Origin of the sequence: Streptomyces sp. NPDC002602, from assembly GCF_042889445.1 — a bacterium.
In the GTDB taxonomy this organism is placed as follows: Bacteria; Actinomycetota; Actinomycetes; order Streptomycetales; family Streptomycetaceae; genus Streptomyces.
Map to the genome: position 1 here is coordinate 102,872 of NZ_JBIAQX010000013.1, position 17,603 is coordinate 120,474.

Annotated in this window: 24 protein-coding genes; 13 read left to right on the forward strand and 11 right to left on the reverse strand. The window is 69.2% G+C overall.

All coding sequences use genetic code 11. From position 1 onward, the window contains the following. The first annotated feature begins 215 nt into the window (after positions 1-215). Both ACFYW3_RS28210 and ACFYW3_RS28215 read left to right on the forward strand, forming a co-directional pair. Complete coding sequence (locus ACFYW3_RS28210) at positions 216-779, forward strand: papain-like cysteine protease family protein (protein WP_351761657.1); 564 nt, start codon at positions 216-218, stop codon at positions 777-779. 10 nt (positions 780-789) lie between these two features. Next, entirely contained in the window at positions 790-1,680 is an 891-nt protein-coding gene (locus ACFYW3_RS28215; RefSeq protein WP_389387742.1) for a hypothetical protein, read from the forward strand. A 255-nt stretch (positions 1,681-1,935) separates the two neighbouring features. Here the strand turns inward: ACFYW3_RS28215 and ACFYW3_RS28220 are convergent, their stop codons facing one another. From ACFYW3_RS28220 to ACFYW3_RS28235, 4 genes are all read right to left on the reverse strand, one after another. Next, positions 1,936-2,754, reverse strand: coding sequence for a hypothetical protein (locus ACFYW3_RS28220; RefSeq protein WP_389387743.1), 819 nt, complete (start codon positions 2,752-2,754; stop codon positions 1,936-1,938). Between the two features lie 356 nt (positions 2,755-3,110). Beyond that, entirely contained in the window at positions 3,111-3,677 is a 567-nt protein-coding gene (locus ACFYW3_RS28225) for an NUDIX domain-containing protein (protein ID WP_351761664.1), read from the reverse strand. Beyond that, positions 3,674-3,934 (reverse strand): NUDIX domain-containing protein, encoded by a 261-nt coding sequence (locus ACFYW3_RS28230; protein WP_389387744.1) that lies wholly within the window; start codon positions 3,932-3,934, stop codon positions 3,674-3,676. The genes ACFYW3_RS28225 and ACFYW3_RS28230 overlap by 4 nt, the downstream gene beginning before the upstream one ends. 121 nt (positions 3,935-4,055) lie before the next feature. Next, the gene (locus ACFYW3_RS28235; protein ID WP_389387745.1) at positions 4,056-6,095 is read right to left on the reverse strand and encodes an ABC transporter ATP-binding protein; all 2,040 of its coding nucleotides are present in this window, start codon (positions 6,093-6,095) and stop codon (positions 4,056-4,058) included. Positions 6,096-6,991: 896 nt separating this feature from the next. On the opposite strand from ACFYW3_RS28235, the gene ACFYW3_RS28240 reads away from it, so the two are divergent. The 7 genes from ACFYW3_RS28240 (at position 6,992) to ACFYW3_RS28270 (ending at position 10,541) form a co-directional block, all read left to right on the forward strand. Next, the gene (locus ACFYW3_RS28240; RefSeq protein WP_389387746.1) at positions 6,992-7,489 is read left to right on the forward strand and encodes a hypothetical protein; all 498 of its coding nucleotides are present in this window, start codon (positions 6,992-6,994) and stop codon (positions 7,487-7,489) included. A 306-nt stretch (positions 7,490-7,795) separates the two neighbouring features. Continuing rightward, positions 7,796-8,125: a PadR family transcriptional regulator gene (locus ACFYW3_RS28245; RefSeq protein WP_351761674.1), complete on the forward strand. Its 330-nt coding sequence runs from the start codon at positions 7,796-7,798 to the stop codon at positions 8,123-8,125. A 2-nt stretch (positions 8,126-8,127) separates the two neighbouring features. Then, positions 8,128-8,508 carry a DUF1048 domain-containing protein gene (locus ACFYW3_RS28250; RefSeq protein ID WP_389387747.1) on the forward strand — a complete coding sequence of 127 codons (381 nt, stop codon included), beginning with the start codon at positions 8,128-8,130 and terminating at the stop codon, positions 8,506-8,508. Next, complete coding sequence (locus ACFYW3_RS28255; RefSeq protein WP_389387748.1) at positions 8,505-8,636, forward strand: hypothetical protein; 132 nt, start codon at positions 8,505-8,507, stop codon at positions 8,634-8,636. The genes ACFYW3_RS28250 and ACFYW3_RS28255 overlap by 4 nt, the downstream gene beginning before the upstream one ends. 47 nt (positions 8,637-8,683) lie before the next feature. After that, positions 8,684-9,457: an alpha/beta fold hydrolase gene (locus tag ACFYW3_RS28260; RefSeq protein WP_389387749.1), complete on the forward strand. Its 774-nt coding sequence runs from the start codon at positions 8,684-8,686 to the stop codon at positions 9,455-9,457. A gap of 154 nt (positions 9,458-9,611) precedes the next feature. After that, a complete protein-coding gene (locus ACFYW3_RS28265; protein WP_389387750.1) occupies positions 9,612-10,124 on the forward strand; it encodes a protein phosphatase in 513 nt (170 codons plus the stop codon). Between the two features lie 240 nt (positions 10,125-10,364). Continuing rightward, entirely contained in the window at positions 10,365-10,541 is a 177-nt protein-coding gene (locus tag ACFYW3_RS28270) for a hypothetical protein (RefSeq protein WP_351761684.1), read from the forward strand. A gap of 102 nt (positions 10,542-10,643) precedes the next feature. On the opposite strand, the gene ACFYW3_RS28275 is transcribed toward ACFYW3_RS28270, so the two are convergent. The 3 genes from ACFYW3_RS28275 to ACFYW3_RS28285 form a co-directional block, all read right to left on the reverse strand. After that, complete coding sequence (locus tag ACFYW3_RS28275; protein WP_389387751.1) at positions 10,644-11,015, reverse strand: FKBP-type peptidyl-prolyl cis-trans isomerase; 372 nt, start codon at positions 11,013-11,015, stop codon at positions 10,644-10,646. Between the two features lie 217 nt (positions 11,016-11,232). Next, positions 11,233-12,405: a PP2C family protein-serine/threonine phosphatase gene (locus ACFYW3_RS28280; RefSeq protein ID WP_351761688.1), complete on the reverse strand. Its 1,173-nt coding sequence runs from the start codon at positions 12,403-12,405 to the stop codon at positions 11,233-11,235. 102 nt (positions 12,406-12,507) lie between these two features. Then, on the reverse strand, positions 12,508-13,218 hold the full coding sequence (locus ACFYW3_RS28285; RefSeq protein ID WP_389387752.1) for an HSP18 transcriptional regulator: 711 nt from the start codon (positions 13,216-13,218) through the stop codon (positions 12,508-12,510). A 129-nt stretch (positions 13,219-13,347) separates the two neighbouring features. Between ACFYW3_RS28285 and ACFYW3_RS28290 the strand changes: the two genes are divergently transcribed. From ACFYW3_RS28290 to ACFYW3_RS28305, 4 genes are all read left to right on the forward strand, one after another. Continuing rightward, complete coding sequence (locus tag ACFYW3_RS28290) at positions 13,348-13,782, forward strand: Hsp20/alpha crystallin family protein (RefSeq protein ID WP_389387753.1); 435 nt, start codon at positions 13,348-13,350, stop codon at positions 13,780-13,782. A 146-nt stretch (positions 13,783-13,928) separates the two neighbouring features. Beyond that, positions 13,929-14,324, forward strand: coding sequence for a DUF2267 domain-containing protein (locus ACFYW3_RS28295; protein WP_351761696.1), 396 nt, complete (start codon positions 13,929-13,931; stop codon positions 14,322-14,324). 50 nt (positions 14,325-14,374) lie between these two features. Then, positions 14,375-14,824, forward strand: coding sequence for a DUF2267 domain-containing protein (locus ACFYW3_RS28300; RefSeq protein ID WP_389387754.1), 450 nt, complete (start codon positions 14,375-14,377; stop codon positions 14,822-14,824). Positions 14,825-14,972: 148 nt separating this feature from the next. After that, positions 14,973-15,134, forward strand: coding sequence for a hypothetical protein (locus tag ACFYW3_RS28305; protein ID WP_053676175.1), 162 nt, complete (start codon positions 14,973-14,975; stop codon positions 15,132-15,134). A gap of 83 nt (positions 15,135-15,217) precedes the next feature. Here ACFYW3_RS28305 and ACFYW3_RS28310 read toward each other — a convergent pair whose 3' ends face one another. From ACFYW3_RS28310 to ACFYW3_RS28325, 4 genes are all read right to left on the reverse strand, one after another. Next, entirely contained in the window at positions 15,218-15,376 is a 159-nt protein-coding gene (locus ACFYW3_RS28310; RefSeq protein ID WP_389387755.1) for a hypothetical protein, read from the reverse strand. A 10-nt stretch (positions 15,377-15,386) separates the two neighbouring features. Beyond that, positions 15,387-15,644, reverse strand: a complete 258-nt coding sequence (locus ACFYW3_RS28315; protein ID WP_351761701.1) for a hypothetical protein — start codon at positions 15,642-15,644, stop codon at positions 15,387-15,389. 624 nt (positions 15,645-16,268) lie between these two features. Continuing rightward, positions 16,269-17,180: a hypothetical protein gene (locus tag ACFYW3_RS28320; RefSeq protein ID WP_351761704.1), complete on the reverse strand. Its 912-nt coding sequence runs from the start codon at positions 17,178-17,180 to the stop codon at positions 16,269-16,271. Continuing rightward, a complete protein-coding gene (locus tag ACFYW3_RS28325) occupies positions 17,173-17,487 on the reverse strand; it encodes a hypothetical protein (RefSeq protein ID WP_351761706.1) in 315 nt (104 codons plus the stop codon). Before ACFYW3_RS28325 ends, ACFYW3_RS28320 begins: the two co-directional genes overlap by 8 nt. Between the last annotated feature and the right edge of the window lie 116 nt (positions 17,488-17,603).

Genomic DNA, 17,603 nt, shown 5'->3' on the forward strand with positions numbered 1-17,603 from the left:
CTCCTCCGACGCGGCGGAGGAGGCCGTGTCGGAGCTGTACGGGAGCGTGCTCCTCCAGGACGCCGTCACTGTCGGATTCCCATGATGACCTGACAAATAATCACTAGGGGCGAACTTCCCGCAAGGCCCCTATGTGACCCAGTCATGATGCGCTGTCATATTCCTGCCAGATCGCCCCGTTCGTCTCGTTGTACCCATCAGGGGAAGGCAGGAAAATGGGCAGGTTCAGGTACGGAACCACGGCGTCGGCCATCGCGCTGGCCGCCTTGGGATCGCTCGCGGCCACGGGAGGCACGGCTCACGCGGAAGCGGGCCAGGACAGCATCAACATGCTGAAGCAGGAGAAGAGCCAATGGTGCTGGGTCGCCTCCGGGCTGACCATCGCCAAGTTCCACGGGTTCGGCTCCACACAGACGGACTTCTGCGACCGGGCTCAGCCCTACTACGGCTGCAACAACCAGCCCGCCACGCTCGATGACATGGCCAAGGGCTGGGGCAGCCTCGGCATGACCCACACCGGCTCGGGTCTGAACAGCGCGGCCACGTTCAACCAGGTGTACACCGACGTCAAGGCGGGCCGGCCACTCGGTGCCCGCATCGGATGGACGTCCGGTGGCGGCCACATGAACGTGATCTACGGCTTCGACACCGCGAACAGCACGATCGCCGTGGCCGACCCGTGGCCGGGCACCACCACGTACACGTGGTGGAACTACAACGACTACGTGAGCAACAGCTCGTCCAAGTGGACCCACTCCCGCATCGGCATCTCCCGCTAAGGAAGGCGACATGCGCGACACCAGCGACACCAGCGACACCGAACCGTCCGGCCGGCGGGCGAACCGCCGCATTTCCCGTCTGTCCACCGTCATCGCACTGAGCACGTCCGCACTGCTGTCCGTCGTCGGTCCGACCCACGCGGCCCCGGCCAAGGACCCTCTGCCGGCCGACATCCCCGACTACCAAGCGGCTCTCAACGCGGTGAAGTCCGCCGACGTACGCAACACCGTCTGCCGCTTCCTGCGCACCCCGGTACCGACCGACGGCGCCGGCGGTCCGGTGCAGACGATCCCCGAAACCGCCGAGCCGTGCCAGGGCCTCCCGGTCTTCACGATCAAGGATCCGGTGGCGCTGAACGAGATCACGCCCGCGTTCGCCGCGGGCACCGCCCAGGCGCTGCCCGCCAAGGCGGTCAAGTTGACGGGGCTGGTCTCCTCGCTGAGCACCACCGTCAACGGACGCGACGCCACCGTCATGCTCGCCCCCACCCATGGCGGCGGCTGGCACCTGGCGGCCGTGCGTGACGGCGACAGCGACGCCGCGTACGCCGGCAAGGCCACCGTGGGCACGCTGGTCTTCACCGAGCCGCAGATCCGCGGCTGGTACCAGCTCAAGCTCCTCACCGTCGAGGCGCTCAACGACCAGGCCCGGCAAGGTCTGGGCGGCCGGGCGTCGGTGTCGCTGAGCGACTACCAGAAGCTGGTGAAGGCCCGCTACGCCGACAAGCTGCCCGGCTCGGATTACGACACCAAGGGCTACTCCAGCGGTTACGGCCTTCAGCGCACGCAGGACGACGCCTCGTCCTCCACCCTGCTCCTGGCCGGCGGTTCCAGCACGGCACTCGTCCTCGCGGGCGGAGCCGCCCTGCTCCTCCGGCGCCGGCGGGCAAGCACCGGCTGAGCCCCAACCGGCACACTCCCTCGCTCCGTCCTGGCAGCCGGCAGGACGGAGCGAGTCCCCACCGGCCGGCTCACCCGACCTCGCCCAAGCCGGCATGGTCGCGCGGCCACGAGCGGTTTCCGCCGATGGGCAACCGCGCGGTCACATGGATCCCCACCCCGGGCGAGCCGCTACGTCGATCGCGGTCCGGACGGTGTCGGCGTCATCGATGACCTTCGGAGACTGACCGACGAGGCCGCGGCCGCCTGCGGTCACCTAGGCCGTCTTGCGGTGGCGTCGAAGGAAGACGTAGCCGGCTGTTCCCACCGCGGCCAGGGCCACGGCCCCACCGAGCAGCCAGGGAGTCGTCCGCCAGGCAGCGCCGGTCGTCGGGTCCTGGCAGCCGGGTACGGCCGAGGTCACCCGATAGCGGGCCCAGACCTCGTCATCGCCCACCCACCGGACCTCGTACAGACCGGGCTCGGCGTCGCAGCGGATCGTCGCCGTCGCCGTCATTCCCTTTGCCCCGTGCATGACGGCCCGATCGGTGAAACCCGGCGAGGTGAGAGTGTCGCCGTGCCCTATCTGCGCGTCCGAAGACTCGAGCGTCCTCCTTTCACCGGGCCGGAACGTCCTTACGTCCCAGGGTGACTGAGGCCAGGACGCACTCGCGGGCCAGCGCTCCTCCAGTTGTTCCGGGGGGAGGGCCGAGACCTTCCCGGGGCAGGCCCGGCGTTCGGCCTCGCCGATGTCCGCGACCTTCACGGTCACCCAAGTGTTGCCCTTGACCCCCTCGGTGGGGCCGCCGGGCCCGGTCATCTCGACCGGGTACACGCCTGGAGCGGTGTCACATGCCACGGTGGCCACAGCGGTGATGGCCGAATCGTTCATCCTCAGCGTCCCGTGCTGAACGAAGATCTCGGAGGCCACCTGGTATCCGTTCATCCCCACCAGGTACGAGGCCACGGTGAACGTGAGTCGCTCACCGGGGCGCGCGGACAACTGCGCCCCCTCCACTGTCGGGACAGGCGGATCCACGGTCTGCCCCGCGAACGCCTGCCCCGCGGACATCATCAGCAATAAGGCCGACGCCATGGCTCCGCCCCACCGTATTCCCATGGCACGCATTCGCCCTCTTGTCATGTCCGGCCCGCCCCCTGCGTCGAACTGGTCTGCCTCTTGCCCCTCACGGCTCCGCGCCCACTCCTTCTCCGTGGACCGCCATGTTGGGGACATCATCTCTGCGACAAGAGTGAACCAAGAGTCTCCGTAGGCGCCTTGAGCGGGTCTGGCAGTGTTCATGGCGAGGGTTCAGGAACGGATTCGTGCCGCGGATGGGTGGACGGACGGAGAGGGGGAGCGGTCGTGACGGATGGGCTTCAGTGGTTGGTCGACCTGGAGGTTCGCTCTCGCCGAGGAATACACCCGGTGTGGGCAGCGGCCCGTTCCGCTCACGGCGTCGAGGGCCATGTCGATGGTCGGCTGCCCGGCGACGGGTCGGCCACGTCCGGGACGAGGTGGAGCCGGTCGGCGCAGGGGTCGTAGGCGATGGTGTCGCCGGGGCGCTGGAAGTGCACCGCGAACCGGGCCCCGGCCGCGTACGCGTCCAGGCCGGCACGGCAGTACGCCACCATCGCGGCGGGCAGAGCGTCGAGGCGGGCCCAGTCCATCGCGTCACAGACGTCCGGCTCCGCGATCCGGGGCTCGCCCGTCCACCGCCGAACCTCGAAGAAGACTCCGGTGCGCGAGGATCCGCCCGGGCCGCGGTGGTGCACGGTGACGGCGGCCCGCACATCGGCCGGGTCGATGTCGACGCCCGTTTCTTCCCGGGCCTCGCGCACCAGGGCGGTGACGACGTCCTCGTGCGGGCCGTCCAGATGCCCCGACGGAAGATGCCACAGCCCGGCCGCGTACACCTGGCCGGCCCGCCGCGACAGCAGGACCTCCGGCACCTCCCCGGTCTCCCTGCGCAGGATCAGGTGCACGTCCACCGGCTCGGCGTGCCGCGCCCCGCTCACCGCGCACCCCCTGCTCGCGGGGCGAACAGGAAGGCCGTGCCCTGCTGCGGAGCCACGAGAAGGCCGGTCTCCTCGTACAGTTCCCGCTCGACGGCCTGACGGCAGGATTCCTTGCCCTCCCGGTCCCCGCCCGGGATCGACCACGTACCCGGGTCGCAGATCCACGGCTTGTTGGCGTCACGATGAAGGAGGTGTTCGCCGCGCGAGTTGACGAGCAGCGCGGCGGTTCCGGGCGGTTCGGCGGACGGGGTGGTCATGCGGAGGCTCCTTCGGATCGGGTGGGGACGTAGGAGGTGCACCGGCGCCCGGACCCGCGGCCGGCCGGCCGGCGGATCGGGCCCCGCCCGGGGCCGCGTCCACGACGCGGAACCGCGGAACTCACGCCTTGCCCTCCGCCCTGGCGTCCGCGCGGCCGTCGCGCGGGGCGGGCAGGCTGTCGGCGAAGGCCGCGGCCTGCACGAGGTATGCGCTGCGGAACTCCCCGCCGCCGGCGGTCTCGTCCATGAGGTCGGCGAAGGTGCCGGACTCGGCGACCTGCCCGTCCTTCAGGACGTGGATGACGTCGGCGTGTCGTACGGAGTGGAGCCGGTGTGTGATCAGGACGATGGTCTGGCCGGTGGCGGCGAGGGCCCGGATCTGGTCGAAGACCTGCTGCTCGGCGACCGCGTCGAGCGCGCTGGTGGGCTCGTCGACCACGAGGATCTGGGCGTCCTTGTACTTCGCCCGGCTGATGCCGATCTTCTGCCACTGGCCGCCGGAGATCTGGTGCCCGCCCCGGTAGCCGCGGGCCAGGAGCGTGCCGAGTCCGCGGGGAAGACCGGCGAGGACGGTGTCGGCGCCCGAGTAGGCGGCGGCGGCCTCGACCGCCTGATCGTCGATCGGGCGGGTGGGCCGGCCGATCCCGACGTTGACCCGGAACGTGAACGGCCAATGGAAGAACGACTGCGACATCAGCCCGACCCTGGAGAAGATCTGTCCGCGGTCGGCCTTGGCGGCGTCGACTCCGTCCCACCAGATCGTGCCGCCCCCCTCGTCGGGGAGGTAGAGGCCGGCCAGGAGCTTGATCAGGGTGGACTTGCCGGAGCCGTTCTCCCCGACCAGGGCGATGACCTTGCCCATCGGCAAGGACAGGGACACCTCGCGCAGGGTCGGTTCCGGCTGTTCGCCGGTGCTCCCCGGGTAGGTGAAGGTGACCTTCTCGAAACGGATCTCCCGCAGCCGCTCCGGCAGTGGCTCGCCGGTGGTGGGGATGGCACGGGCCTCGGCCTCGGTGCACAGGCGCTCGTAGTCGGCGACGAAGAGGGACTCCTGGTGCAGGTCGGTGATCTGCAGCACCAGCGCGTCGAGGCTGGACGCGCCGGTACGGATCGCCAGTACCGCCGTCCCGGCCACCGCGAGTTCCATCGCCCCGCTCCACAGCAGCAGTCCCAGCGCACCGTACGTGAGCACCGTCGCGAGGCCGCCCGCTCCGTCGGCGATCAGGCCGACCCGTGCGGCCTTGCGGGCCAGCCGGGTCTGCTCGCGCTCACTGGTCTCGGCCATGTTCCTGAAGTGCTCCAGCAGGAACGGACCGACCTCGTGGACGCGGACTTCGGCGGCGGCTTCCTGCTGTGTCAGGAGTTGCCCGAGCAGGAGCCCGGCGCGGGCGTGCTGGACGAACGCGTGGAAGGAGATGTAGCGCTGCTTGGAGATGGTCAGAGAACTCCAGGCGCTCGGCAGGGTCATGAGGACCAGGAGCGGCAGCAACGCCGGGTGGAGCACCGTGAGGACGCCGGCCGCGGCGATCAGCGAGATCGCCGAGTTCAGCGTGTCGGTGCAGTAACGGATCATCCGGCGGGCGGAGTCTGCGCCGTAGCGGGCGGCGTCCAGCAACCGGTGGAACTCGTCGTCCTCGATCGCCGCCAGCTCCACCCGGTGCACCAGCCCCAGATACCGCTCGGTCGCGACCCGCTGAACCTTCGGCTCCAGGGTGCCCGTCGCCGCCGTGGACGCGGACCGCAGCAGCGAGCCCAGTAACGCCGTCACCGCGATCACCGCGAGGGCGGGCACGGCGTGGGCAAGGCGTTCGTTCGTGGAGCCGCCACCCAGGAGATGGCCCAGAACGCTGTTGACGGCCACCAGCCCGACCGCCTGGGTGATACCGCGGCCGAGCTCGGCGCCGAGGACCACGCGCAAGGCGCGGGCGTCAGCGAGGTGGGCGAGCCGCACCCCCATGCCGACCATGCGCGGCAGGCCCTTGGCCATGCTCCACAGCCGAAGCTTCAGCCACGCGCCCTCATGCCGTTCCCAGCCGATGTCGTACGCCAACTCCCCGCCGAAGAGCAGCCTCTCCGAGTCCGAGTCCGAGTCCGTCTTCGCCTCATTCTCCGTCTCCGCCTCCGAAGGAACCGCTTCGTCCTTCTCCCGCCGCCCGGTCATGCCCTCCACCCCGAACCGGTTCGCGATGAGCGGCGGGACCGGCCGCCGGCTCCGTCAACCCCGTGTACGGGCTTCGGCCGGGCACGGTTCAGCGCCATGCGGTGTTCGAATGTGGCCAGGGTGTACCGGGGGCTGGGTGTGGGACGCACGGTGTCCTCCAGATGGGTGCGGTAGGGGCACTGGTGCTCCAAGAACGGCGCCAAAGGCGCCTCGTCACGGCCGAATCGGGGGCAGATCGTGAACACATGTTCCATGCGGTGCGCCTGGCCAACCGCGGCTTGGCGTTTCGCGTCCGGATCGCGTTCGACTCGGTGTGTCACCCGTATGAGGACTTGCCGCCCTTCGGCCATCGGCAAGCGTGCTGCGGCAACGTTTCCCTGTGCCCCTGTGCCCCTGTGCCCCTGCCCCTGTTCGTCAAGGAGAGCGGCGGTGCCCTCGTTCCATGCCACCTGGTCGATCTCCCGACATCCAGGGCCGCGTACAGGTCCGCGGCCTCGGCACGTCCGCGGTCAGCGGCTTGGGCGCAGCCACGGGGCGAGACCCACAACGAGTCGCCGTCGACATCGGTATGCCCGGGGTGAGGACGCCGCTCCCGACTGGTGCCGGCAGCGGCCCTGTCGCCTACGCTGCCCGGGTGCGCTACCTGGCAGCTCAGGATGACCACCACGACTTCCGGCCGGCCGGGCGACCGCTTCGGGCCACCTCATCGAGCCTTCTGGAACGACGCCTGCGCAGGACGCCCAAGAGCCGTGGTGGTGGTCGATGCCGCGTACGTGGCTCTCACTTGCCCACGTCACGGGGAACGCCGTCATCGGCCGCCTTCCCTCGCGCTGCCGCGCCCGACACCACAGTGGGCAATCACGTGCCGATCACGTCAAGAACCGGGAGTGGGGGCCATGGGAAGGCTTGATGACAAGCGATTCAACGGGTATCTGGGGATGCGGATACCTCACGACCTCGACCAAGTGGTGAACGACTACATCTCCACCTACAGGTCCGCAAGCAACGAGCGGCGAGGGGAGCTTGTCGGGGCGGTCAGCCCCCGAGCCGCCAGTGTGCTCAGCGCGTACGGACAGAGAATGGCCGTCGAGGCCGTTCGCCGTGACGCCGAAGAGCCTCTTGAGCGCGCCGTGGTGGCGGTTGGCATCGCGGAACAGCGTCTTCCCGATCCTCGCGAGAACGTGATCGTCCTGGGCGCCGTGCACCACAGTGCGGAGCTGCTGGGGACGTCCCTCGCGCAGATCGTGGCGCGGGTATCGGACACCCTGCCGCCTGCTTCCGTGCTCGAGCTCCAGAGATTCGTTCAGCGGGACGAGAAGGACAAGTCGCTGAAGGCGATGAGGTTGAGATCCCTCGGAACCGGCGAGACGTTCATCTACGTGTCCGGCGGCTGAAATCCACTGCGCCTGCAGCATGGGGCATGGGGGGCTGGGGGCCATGGGGGCCATGGGGGCGAGGGGCGAGGAAGTGACGGCGTGGGTGGCGGACACCACTCGTGTTCCGCCTCATGCGCGATACGCGATACGGCCATGGCTGATGCCGTCTCGCGCGTCCGCTCCGAGACTGGCGTGGAAACGAGCCACGGCGCCACGCACTGCACCTTCCGGGACGGACACTATTCGGTCTTGCTAGGTACCGGTGGTCGGCGTTACGGTGGACCGGTACTCAGTAGCGCTGAATAGCTCAGGGGGAGGTGTTTCATGTCCAAGCTGCTGACCGAGATGCTCAAGGGCACGCTGGAAGGCCTCATTCTCGCGTCCCTGTCCGGCCGGCCCGCCTACGGCTACGAAATCACCGCACGACTGCGGGAACAGGGTTTCTCCGACATCGCCGAAGGAACCGTCTACGCGCTGCTCATCAGGATCGAGAAGCGTGGCCTCGTCGACGTGGAGAAGGTCCCCTCCGAGAAGGGGCCGCCGCGCAAGGTGCACTCCCTCAACGCTCAGGGACGGGAGTACCTCGAAGAGTTCTGGAGGACGTGGAGCTTCCTCACGGAACGACTGGAAAAGCTCCGCGAAGGGGGCGAGTAGCCATGTCCGATGTCGAAAAGAGCGGCCTCATCTCGAAGGTGATCGGGCCCAAGAAGCGCTGGAGGGCGTACAAGGCGCGCGTCAAGGAGCTTCCCGCGAACCATCGCGCGGCTGTCGAGGCGATCGAGCGGTACGCGATGCACTTCGTGCCGACCGACGGCGACAGCAACGCGTCGATGTTCGAAGACCTCGCCGACCTGTTCGAGCAGGCGGCGGCGAACGGAACGCCGATCCGCGAGATCGTCGGGGAGGATCCGGTGGACTTCGTGGAGACGTTCGTCCAGAACTACTCGGAGGGTGGCTATGTTCCCCCTCGTGCGCGGAAGCAACTGACGGACGCCATCGCGCGTGCCGAAGAAGACGATGGGCAGGCGCCCCGATGACGGCGATGACGGCGATGACGGCGATGACGGCCATGACGGCGATGACCGCGCCCACGACCTTCGAACCGGAGATCCGCGTGCCGGGCCCGGAGCTGCCGTACGAGACGTCCGACACGGCCGGGGGGTGAACATGGCGAGGAGCGGCACATCCCCCACCGATTCGAGGTGGACCGGCATGGTGGCGGTCGACGATACGGCACTGGCCGTCACCGACACCGGCGGTCCCGGCATCCCCGTGGTCTATCTCAACGGCCACTTCGCCACTCAGGGGTACTGGCGGCGGGTCATCGCCGACCTGGGGACTGGGTGGCGGCACATCACCTACGACGAGCGAGCTCGTGGGAGGAAGTCGAAGCGTTCGGCGGACTATTCCTTCGAAGCCGCGGTCCGGGACGTCGATGCCGTTCTCGCGGCCAGGGGTGTGGACCGGGCGCTGGTGGTGGGCTGGTCGTACGGGGCGTTCGTCGGGGCGCACTGGGCCGCCCGCAATCCCGACCGCTGCCTGGGTGCGGTCCTGGTCGACGGTGCGCAGCCGTACGACTGGCTCACCGAGGAGATGGAGCAGGGGATCCGGCGGTTCTTCAAGCGGACGAGCTGGATCATGCCGCTGCTGCGTCCGACGGGCCTGACCCCGAGGATGAGTGCCGAACAGATGGCGAACAGCAACATCGAGGTCGGCAGGCTCGCCCGCGAGCGCGAGCTGGGCCCGGTGTTGGACAACATCACTGTCCCGGTGCGGTACGTGCTTGCTTCGGGGAGGTCCTTCGGAAGCAAGGGCGATGAGCAGGAACGCATTCGCGCAGGTCTCGATCCGGTGTTCGAGCGCAAGTCGAACATTCGGCTCGGTGCGAAGGTCAGCTCCAACCACGGGGCGATCCTGAGAAAGGACTTCCCTGCCATCGCCGCAGCCGTACGCGAGGTCATCGCCCCTGACCACGACCGGCGTTGAAGGTCTGACCGGCGGACGGGCGACCGTCCGGGCTGCAGCCTCGGTCGCTGTCACGGTGGACTCGCGTGCCCCCGGGATCGAGGAGCCCGCCCATCGTGGGCGATGGGGAACACCGGAGCCGGCCCACGCCGTTGTTCCTCGGGGAAGGGAGCGAATGAAGACCCGTCAGAAAGACCGTGATGTCCCCGAGCCCGACGAGCCCTGGAGCGAGATCAGGCCAGGACTCTGGATGGGCGGACACTTCTGGACCGACAGCGCCGGCGAAGTCCGGCCGGCCGTCGCGGGTGACGAGTTCGATCTGGTCATCAGTCTGTTCACCCGCGCGGGCCACGGTCCACACCTGGCAGTCCAGCACCTGATCACCGAGCTACCCGACGGCCCGCTCACCACCGACCAGATCCACTCCGTCCAGGAGTTGGCCCGCACCACGACACGCGCCCTACGAGCCGGTCGCACCGTGCTCGTGCGCTGCCATTCCGGCCACAACCGCTCCGGACTGGTCATCGCACAGTCCCTCATCGAGCTGGGCCACGACCCTCACACGGCCATCAGCCTGATCCGGCGGCGACGTTCGCCGCGAGCACTCAACAACGAGACCTTCGTGCAGTACCTCAGCACCGGGCTTCACGTGGCCTACCTCCTGAGCGGACTCGACACCTCCGACTGAACCATCCGCGCAAGGTCGGGAACCGGTCCGAGACATCGTCGTGGACTCCCTCCGCCCGGACCGCGAGCGGGAGAGGGTTTTCGAGCGCCGCGGGGTTCTCGTCGAGGCCGTGGACGACCAACCAGGGCCGGCGCAACGCGCGCGGCGGTGTGGCGAATTCACGGACACCGCGGACAGCCGGCCTCCGCGGCGGCAGCATGTGGGGTTGACCGACAGCCCGTACCACACCACAACGCTCACGTGCACTGGCACATCGCCGGGCTGCCCCCGGGAGTCCCCTACGAGCAGCAGCAGTTTCATGCGCTCATGACCGAGAACGGCGTACTGGCACCAGCGCCCGGACAGAGCGCGGACATGGCGAGGAGGCTGCGCGCGGCGATGCCCGGGGACCGCCGCCCCGATCGCGGCCACCCCTGACGCGACAGGGACCGCACGCGCGGTGCGGTGCGGGAACCGGGGCAAAGGGTCCTGCCCGGCCTCACCGCGCAGCAGCGTGGCCGGGCAGCCGTGGCGTCTGGCTCAGACTCCGAGCAGGTCCACCACGAAGATGAGCGTCGAGCCCGGTGGGATCAGAGGGGAGGGCGACTGGCTGCCGTAGGCGAGGTGCGGGGGAATGGTGAGCTCGCGCCGCCCCCCGACCTTCATGCCCGCGACTCCCTGGTCCCAGCCCTTGATGACCCTGCCGGCCCCCAGAGGGAACCTGAACGACTGTCCCCGGTTCCAGGAGGCGTCGAACTCCTCCCCGGAGGAGAAGGTGACCCCCGCGTAGTGGACCTCGACCATGCTGCCGGGCTTCGCCTCGGCGCCGTCCCCCACGACGATGTCCATGATCTGCAGGTCGGCGGGCGGGTCACCTTCGGGGAAATCGATCTCGGGCTTCGACAGGCTCATTGCAACCTCGTTCCTCCCACCGGAAGTCACCGGCGGGGCCGACCACGCGCATGGTCACTCCATGCGTCCATGTGATCACGGTACCGAAAGGTCGATCCTTCCCGAACCTCAATCTCGACCTCAACCGAGTGATGGCGGCGCACACCCCGACGCCGCGCCGGTTGGACGGGATGGTGGGCGCTGCGCTGTCGGTGGGGCGCTGCGGTGGAGCAGGCGGTCAAGCCGCGGCGGGTCGGCCGAACCAGTCCATGCACAGGACGAGGGCGTCGTCGTCGGGGTCGGCATCACGGTATGCGGCCAGCTCCTGGAGGATCGCGCGGGGCACGGCCGCGGCGGGCAGGAGGCTGGTGGCGTGGATCGCCCGAGCCAGGGCGCGTTCGCTGTACGTTTCCCCGCCTTCGCGGGCGGCCGCGTAGACGCCGTCGCTGGCGAAGATCAGGCGGTCGCCGGGCAGGGCCTGGAAGTCCTGTGCGGTGTAGTCGGATTCCTCGATCATTCCGAGGGGGAGTTGCGCGTCGAACTCGATGCGTTCGACGGATCTGTCCCTGTAGCGCCATAGCCGCGGAGAGCCGGCGTCCACGACCTGGCCTCGTCCGGTGGCCAGTTCGAAGGACAACAGCAGGGTGGACACGTACTGGTGCCCGCGATACTGCCCGTAGACGGCCTGGTCGGCGAGCGCCGCCTGATCGGCGATGTCCACGCCCGCCCGCCTGGCGTTGCGCAACGCGTTGATGGCGAGGTTGGTCAGGAGTGAGGCCTGGATTCCCTCGCCCATTCCGTTCGTGACGGTCAGGGTGAGAGTCTCGGCGGTGGTGGACCAGTCGAAGTTGTCGCCGTGGATGTCGTAGGCCGGCTCCAGTTGGGCCCCGATGGCGTACTCGGGGCGGGCGCATGCCCGCGCGGGCAGCAACTGCCACTGCATCTCGGCCGCCAGGGTGAGACGGCTGGCCCGTCGGGCCTGGAGGTAGAGGTCGGTGTCGCGCTCGGCCACGACGATCTCGTGTCCCAACAGTTCCGCCAGGTCGGTCAGTTCACCGACGGTCTCCGGGGTGCACGCGTCCTCGGGCATGCGCACGGTGAGGATCCCCATCCGGTCACCGCGGACGGTCACCGGAAGGTGAAGGTCCACGGCGCCGTCCTGTGCCGTGGACTGCTCGTACGGTTCCTGGCTGCCGAAGGCCCGGCCCTCAGGGCTGGCCTGTACGGACAGGGGATCCGCGGTCTGGGGCAGTGCGGTCACCGGTTGGAGCACGGTGAGGCTGTAGTCGGCCATGAGGAGGTCGACCTCGATCGCGCGGAAGTGCTCGACCAGGGCGGCGCGGATCGACCGGAGGAGGTCGTGGGGCGCGGCCGTGCGCAGGGCGCGCTCCACAGCGAGGAAGTTCGTCATGGTCGGGATCATTTCTTCGAGAGGGGACCGGTGGGGGAGGTGACACACCGGGGGCGCGCCCCGTACGTGTCGCGGGAGGAAGCGGCGGCCCGACGCGTCGGGTCAGGTGTTGCGCTGGTCGTGACTGTCCTGCCGGAGTCGGCCGGTGTGCCGGGTCATGGCGTCGATGCGGTCGGCGAGGTCGGAGTCCTCGGGGCGTAGATGGGCCCGGGCGTCGGCCAGGGGTTGGACGAGGTGGGCGGCGTCGTTGTCGGCGAGCGCCTGGTTCAGGTCTCCCACGGAGATCTCAGCGGCGGCGGGGAGGCCGGTGAGGGCGCTGACCTGACCGGCGAGACGGCGCAGGTCGGCGGCGTTGTCGCGGGCCCAGGCGGTCACGGTGCGGTCGGCCGCGCGCGAGTCGCGGGTGGCCTGGACGCGCTGCTCCCCCGTACTGCCCGCGGTACCGGGGCGCAGGCGCAGATAGCGGCGTTCGGCGGCCTGGCGGCTGGCGACACCGAGGGGTCCGGCGAGATCGGCCCAGCTCGCGCCCTGACCGCGGGCGGTCTCGATCAGTCCGCTCTCCCAGCCGGAGAGCTGCTCGCGGATCTCGCGCAGCATCAGCAGCGCGGCCAGAGCCGGGCGGGGATCGGGGTCGAGGTCGGGGTCGGGGTCGGACGAGGATGCCGGGTCCGACGAGGGCTCCGGGTCGGCCGCCCGTGCTCCCGCGGGTTGCCGCCGCGTGTCTCGCAGGGCCTTGTCGATGGCTTCCAATGCCGTCGCCGCGGCAGGGAAGGGGATCGGTTCGGTCGATCGGGTGGGCTCGGGCTCGGTCATGGCACTCCTCGACATGGTCATCGTATGGATGACGGTGCGTGCTTGTCATCGTTTCGATGACATGTTACAACGGAGGCACGTTGAGGCGCATTGGCAGTTTCTGCCAGAGCCAACAGGAGGTGTTTCGCGATGTTGATGCGCACTGACCCGTTCCGCGAGATGGACCGGATCGTCCAGCAGTTGTCGGGTACGTCGGGGACCTGGTCGAAGCCGTCGCTCATGCCGATGGACGCCTACCGCGAGGGCGAGGAGTACGTGATCGCCTTCGATCTCCCGGGAGTGAACCCGGAGGCGATCGACATCGACGTCGAGCGGAACATGCTGCGGGTGAAGGCCGAGCGCCGCCCGGCCGCGAAGGCGGACACCGTGCGGATGGAGCTCTCCGAGCGGCCCCTCGGTGTGTTCTCCCGCCAGATCGTGCTGGCCGACACCCTCGACACCGAGCGCATCCAGGCCGACTACGACGCGGGCGTGCTGACCCTGCGGATCCCGATCGCGGAGCGAGCCAAGTCGAGGAAGATCAGCGTCGGCGGCACCGACGGTCGCAAGCAGATCTCAGGCTGACCCGGACCGCACCCGGCGGTGGAGGACGGGGAAACCGACCCCTCCGGTACCCGTCCTCCGCACCCGCACCCGCACCCGCACCCGCACCCGCACCCGCACTCGAGCCCCCGCCCCGTACCCATTCGTTCCTCCCCGGAGGTGATGTGATGTCGATGCGTCAGGAGGCTTTCCTCACCCACGTTCAGGAACGCGGCGAGTATCCGACGCCGCACGAAGCCGATCGCGCGGCCCGGGTCGTCCTGGCCCTGCTGGGCGCACACCTCGCAGGCACCGTCCGTGCCGAACTCGCCGCCCGGCTCCCCGAGACGTACGCCCTCATCCTCCTCAACCCCCTCCAGGCCGCCGAACCGCTCTCACCCGAGCGCTTCGTCCGCGCGACCGCCGCCTGGATCGAGGGCGCCACCGAGAAGACGGCCCTGTGGGACATCGGCGCGGTCCTCAGCACCGTCGCCGCAGCCGCGGGCGACGTCCTCACCCGCGACGTTCTCCTCCAACTCCCTCCGGGTTACGACCTGTTGTTCGGCCATCCCCAGCCCACCTGACGGTCGCCACACCCCGTCACGACCCCTCGAAGAGAAAGGCAACCGCCCCCATGTACGACCAGCCTCACTCGGCCCGGCCCACCATCGCCATGTCGTTCGACCAGATGCTGGAACGCGTGCGCCACGAGGGCGCCTACCCCACCCGCGAGCGCGCCGAGGAGGTCGTACGCGCCGTCCTGACGGCGCTCGGCCGGCAGATCACCGGCGACGAACGCGTCGACCTCGCCCACCGCCTGCCCATCGAGGCCGCCCGCGCACTGACCGCCCCCGCACCCGACGGCGAACAGCTCACCGGCTGGGGCTTCGTCAAAGACCTGGCCGCCCGCGCCGGCGGAACCCCGGCCACAGCCCGTTGGGACACCGGCGCCGTCCTCGCGGCCGTCGCCTCCCTCGCGGGCCCCGACCTCCTGGCACGCATCCTCCGCCGACTGCCCGACGGCTACGCCCTCCTCTTCGGTCAGGCGCAGTTGCGACAGCCCCATTCCCGACTCGCCGCCTGAGCCGACCTTTCTTCGAGCGGATATGTATGGGGCCGGGAGGCGGTGGAAGGGCTGTGCGGCTTCCCGTCTGGGGGGATAAGAAACGCCTAAATAAGAAACGCATGTGCGGGGATCGGCAGGGCAGAAGACGCTTCGGAGGTTGATAATCATGGTTCCCCTGCTTCTTGTTCTTCTGCTCGCTCTGATCCTTTTCGGCGCCGGTTTCGCGGTGAAGATCCTTTGGTGGGTCGCGATCGCGGTGTTGGTGCTGTGGCTGGTCGGTTTCGTCGCCCGTCCCAAGGGAGGTAGCGGCCGCTGGTACCGCTGGTAGCGGTTCAGGCGTACGGACTTCGGCCTACCGCTTCGGCGTACCGACTTCGGCGTACGTGCGCGAGGCTTACGGGGCCCACCCCTTCACCGGGGGTGGGCCCCGCCGTCATGCCCGGTCCGGTCCCGGTACTGGCCGGTGGTCAGCCTGACGGCATTGCCGCCGACGTGGGCCGGTGGCCGGTACGTGGGTGGGGTCGGCCGTCGGTGCTGCCGGCGGGTGGGGGCCGGTGTCGCGACGGTCATGGGACGAGGGTCACCGTTGGTGTTGCAGAGCGTCGGCGCCTGCGGCGATGACTTCGGCGAGTCGGTTGGCGAAGGCCGCGTTGCATCCTCCGAGTCGGACGAAGCCGTGGCCTGCCACCGGCCCGTGGTTGCTCAGGGAGGGAAGGGTCATGTCCGCGAGCGTGAGCGCCGCCTGGAGGTTGGTGACGGCGTCTTCACCGGCCTGGTAGGCGGCGTCCTGGCTCCGCTTGTACCGGGTTCGTTCGGCGTGGGTCATCTCGTACACCATGGTGCTGACCTCTCGTGGGAGACGTGGAAGACGTGCGTGTGGGGGTGGCTCCATGACCGGCCCGTGACGAGTGGGGGGACCGTCGGGCCGAGTCTGTACACCGCCCGTGACCATCGGTTTCGATCTTCGTTTCAAGGGTGCAGGCGAGCATCCCTCTGACGCGTGGGAAGGACCGGGTTGGCCAGGGAGGTATCGGCCGTTACCGCTACCGACACCGCTACCGCAACCGCGCTTCGAGGGCGCCGCCCGTGTCGGGTTGGACCGGTTTGTGTCCTCGACCGACGGCGTCCTTCGCGATGTCACACGCGCCCCGGATCACCCCTACCGCGCTCGCACGGCGAACGCCCCGTCCCGCCGATGGCACGCGCGTCGACCGGCCGGACGCCACCGACGGTACGCACTGGCGTCCAACCCCCCTGCTGGATCTCACCGACGCTCGCCGAGCAGGGAATCGGAGAACTTGAGGGTGGCCACCCCCGCCCCGCCGGCGTGACACCGCTCATCGTTCCGATGCGAACGTGCTCCGCCGCCTGTCCCCGCATCCTCAACCGATTGCCCGCGTCGGAGGCCGTGACGTGGAGTGGCGCGAGTGGTGTGGCCGCGTGCGTGCGACCGCTCCGGGGCTTACCCGAATCCGTGACTGTGGGACGTCTGGCGGATGGTCCTGTTGTCCGTCGCGGGGTAGCCGGGAGCCGTCCTGTCCTGGACGCGGCCGGCAGCCGTGGCCGTCTGCTTGAGCTGCGCCGACGTGGAGAGCGACGGGGTTCGGTGTCGTGGGGCGGCCTGGCGAGGTGGTCGTGTGAGGGTGATCTGACGGACCAACTGTTGGAAGCAGGCCAGCGCCGCGACGGCGGGAAGGGCGGACGCCGCCCCGGCGGCGATCGTTCTGGGTGCCTGGGCCACGCACAGAAGTGTGGCCAGGGTGGAGAACAACAGGACGATCGACCAGGAGTGGAGCGCGCGGCGCTGGTGCAGAGCGGATCTGAGGATGGACAGGGAGGCGACCATCCAGGGACCGTAGATCAACAAGGGCCACCAGTTGACCACTTCACGGGCCGTGTGGGGTGCGGCGCTGTGGCGCAGGGCGTCACAGATGGCCAGACCACTGAGGATGCTCACCACGGTGGCGATGGCGGCGACCAGCACGGCGGTGAACAGACTCCCCGTCTGCACCAGGGTCAACACCGGCGACTTCGACTGGTTTCGGCGGTGTCCACCGGAGGGTGGTGTGGGCGGACGCTCGCCGGGTGTGTGCTGCGGACCCGCGACGAACCCGATGGCGCCGGCCGTGTCCCCGGTGTCCCCGATGTCACCGAAGGCGATTCGAGTGAAGTCCGGCTGCCCCAGTACGGCGCTCTCTTGGAGAAGATGGGCGAGTTCCGTCGCCGGATCCCACGGTGCTTGCGTCTCGTCGGGCGCGTCGAGCGGCCGCCCGGGGGACGGGAGTTGCTGGTGCTCGGGCCGGCCCCAGAACCCGGAGGTTTCCGGGTGGGACGGGAAGCCTTGGAGGTCCGGATATCCGTATGACTCATACACGGAAGCTGTCACCCGAGCATTCGGCGACCGTCGTCGCGGATGGTGGCGTCGCTCCCGACCGCCTGCCGAACTCGGCCTGGATCACGCTCATCGTGTGGAGGAAGTCCTCGAAGATCGAGGAGGAATAACGAAGATCGATTTCCAGACCGCCGATTCCCAGCGTCGCGTTCCGGGTCTCGCCGCGGTCGGTTGAGGGCGGAGTGAACATCCACTTTCCGATCCGGGCGGCCCCGGACTGAAAGCTGCCTCCCTGTCCATCTCCCTCCGCGGCTGTGCGGAGGGAGACGGGTAGCTTTGCTGTTGTCATATTCCTTAAACGCTCTCGATCTTGGTCTGGGTGCGTGCCATCCGGGTGACACCGGTCGGCATATAAGCGTCGGGATCGTCTTGTCGGTTCTGCAGCCGGCCGGGATCGCGAGGAGT

Coding starts and splice junctions, on each gene's coding strand:
- ACFYW3_RS28275 (WP_389387751.1), bottom strand. CDS start 11,015: ATGAGCCTGTCGAAGCCCGAGATCGATTTCCCCGAAGGTGACCCGCCC.
- ACFYW3_RS28280 (WP_351761688.1), bottom strand. CDS start 12,405: ATGACGAACTTCCTCGCTGTGGAGCGCGCCCTGCGCACGGCCGCGCCC.
- ACFYW3_RS28210 (WP_351761657.1), top strand. CDS start 216: ATGGGCAGGTTCAGGTACGGAACCACGGCGTCGGCCATCGCGCTGGCC.
- ACFYW3_RS28310 (WP_389387755.1), bottom strand. CDS start 15,376: ATGACCGTCGCGACACCGGCCCCCACCCGCCGGCAGCACCGACGGCCG.
- ACFYW3_RS28305 (WP_053676175.1), top strand. CDS start 14,973: ATGGTTCCCCTGCTTCTTGTTCTTCTGCTCGCTCTGATCCTTTTCGGC.
- ACFYW3_RS28220 (WP_389387743.1), bottom strand. CDS start 2,754: ATGGCGTCGGCCTTATTGCTGATGATGTCCGCGGGGCAGGCGTTCGCG.
- ACFYW3_RS28230 (WP_389387744.1), bottom strand. CDS start 3,934: ATGACCACCCCGTCCGCCGAACCGCCCGGAACCGCCGCGCTGCTCGTC.
- ACFYW3_RS28255 (WP_389387748.1), top strand. CDS start 8,505: ATGACGGCGATGACGGCGATGACGGCGATGACGGCCATGACGGCGATG.
- ACFYW3_RS28300 (WP_389387754.1), top strand. CDS start 14,375: ATGTACGACCAGCCTCACTCGGCCCGGCCCACCATCGCCATGTCGTTC.
- ACFYW3_RS28215 (WP_389387742.1), top strand. CDS start 790: ATGCGCGACACCAGCGACACCAGCGACACCGAACCGTCCGGCCGGCGG.
- ACFYW3_RS28290 (WP_389387753.1), top strand. CDS start 13,348: ATGTTGATGCGCACTGACCCGTTCCGCGAGATGGACCGGATCGTCCAG.
- ACFYW3_RS28250 (WP_389387747.1), top strand. CDS start 8,128: ATGTCCGATGTCGAAAAGAGCGGCCTCATCTCGAAGGTGATCGGGCCC.
- ACFYW3_RS28325 (WP_351761706.1), bottom strand. CDS start 17,487: ATGACAACAGCAAAGCTACCCGTCTCCCTCCGCACAGCCGCGGAGGGA.
- ACFYW3_RS28240 (WP_389387746.1), top strand. CDS start 6,992: ATGGGAAGGCTTGATGACAAGCGATTCAACGGGTATCTGGGGATGCGG.
- ACFYW3_RS28265 (WP_389387750.1), top strand. CDS start 9,612: ATGAAGACCCGTCAGAAAGACCGTGATGTCCCCGAGCCCGACGAGCCC.
- ACFYW3_RS28315 (WP_351761701.1), bottom strand. CDS start 15,644: ATGGTGTACGAGATGACCCACGCCGAACGAACCCGGTACAAGCGGAGC.
- ACFYW3_RS28295 (WP_351761696.1), top strand. CDS start 13,929: ATGTCGATGCGTCAGGAGGCTTTCCTCACCCACGTTCAGGAACGCGGC.
- ACFYW3_RS28285 (WP_389387752.1), bottom strand. CDS start 13,218: ATGACCGAGCCCGAGCCCACCCGATCGACCGAACCGATCCCCTTCCCT.
- ACFYW3_RS28260 (WP_389387749.1), top strand. CDS start 8,684: ATGGTGGCGGTCGACGATACGGCACTGGCCGTCACCGACACCGGCGGT.
- ACFYW3_RS28245 (WP_351761674.1), top strand. CDS start 7,796: ATGTCCAAGCTGCTGACCGAGATGCTCAAGGGCACGCTGGAAGGCCTC.
- ACFYW3_RS28235 (WP_389387745.1), bottom strand. CDS start 6,095: ATGACCGGGCGGCGGGAGAAGGACGAAGCGGTTCCTTCGGAGGCGGAG.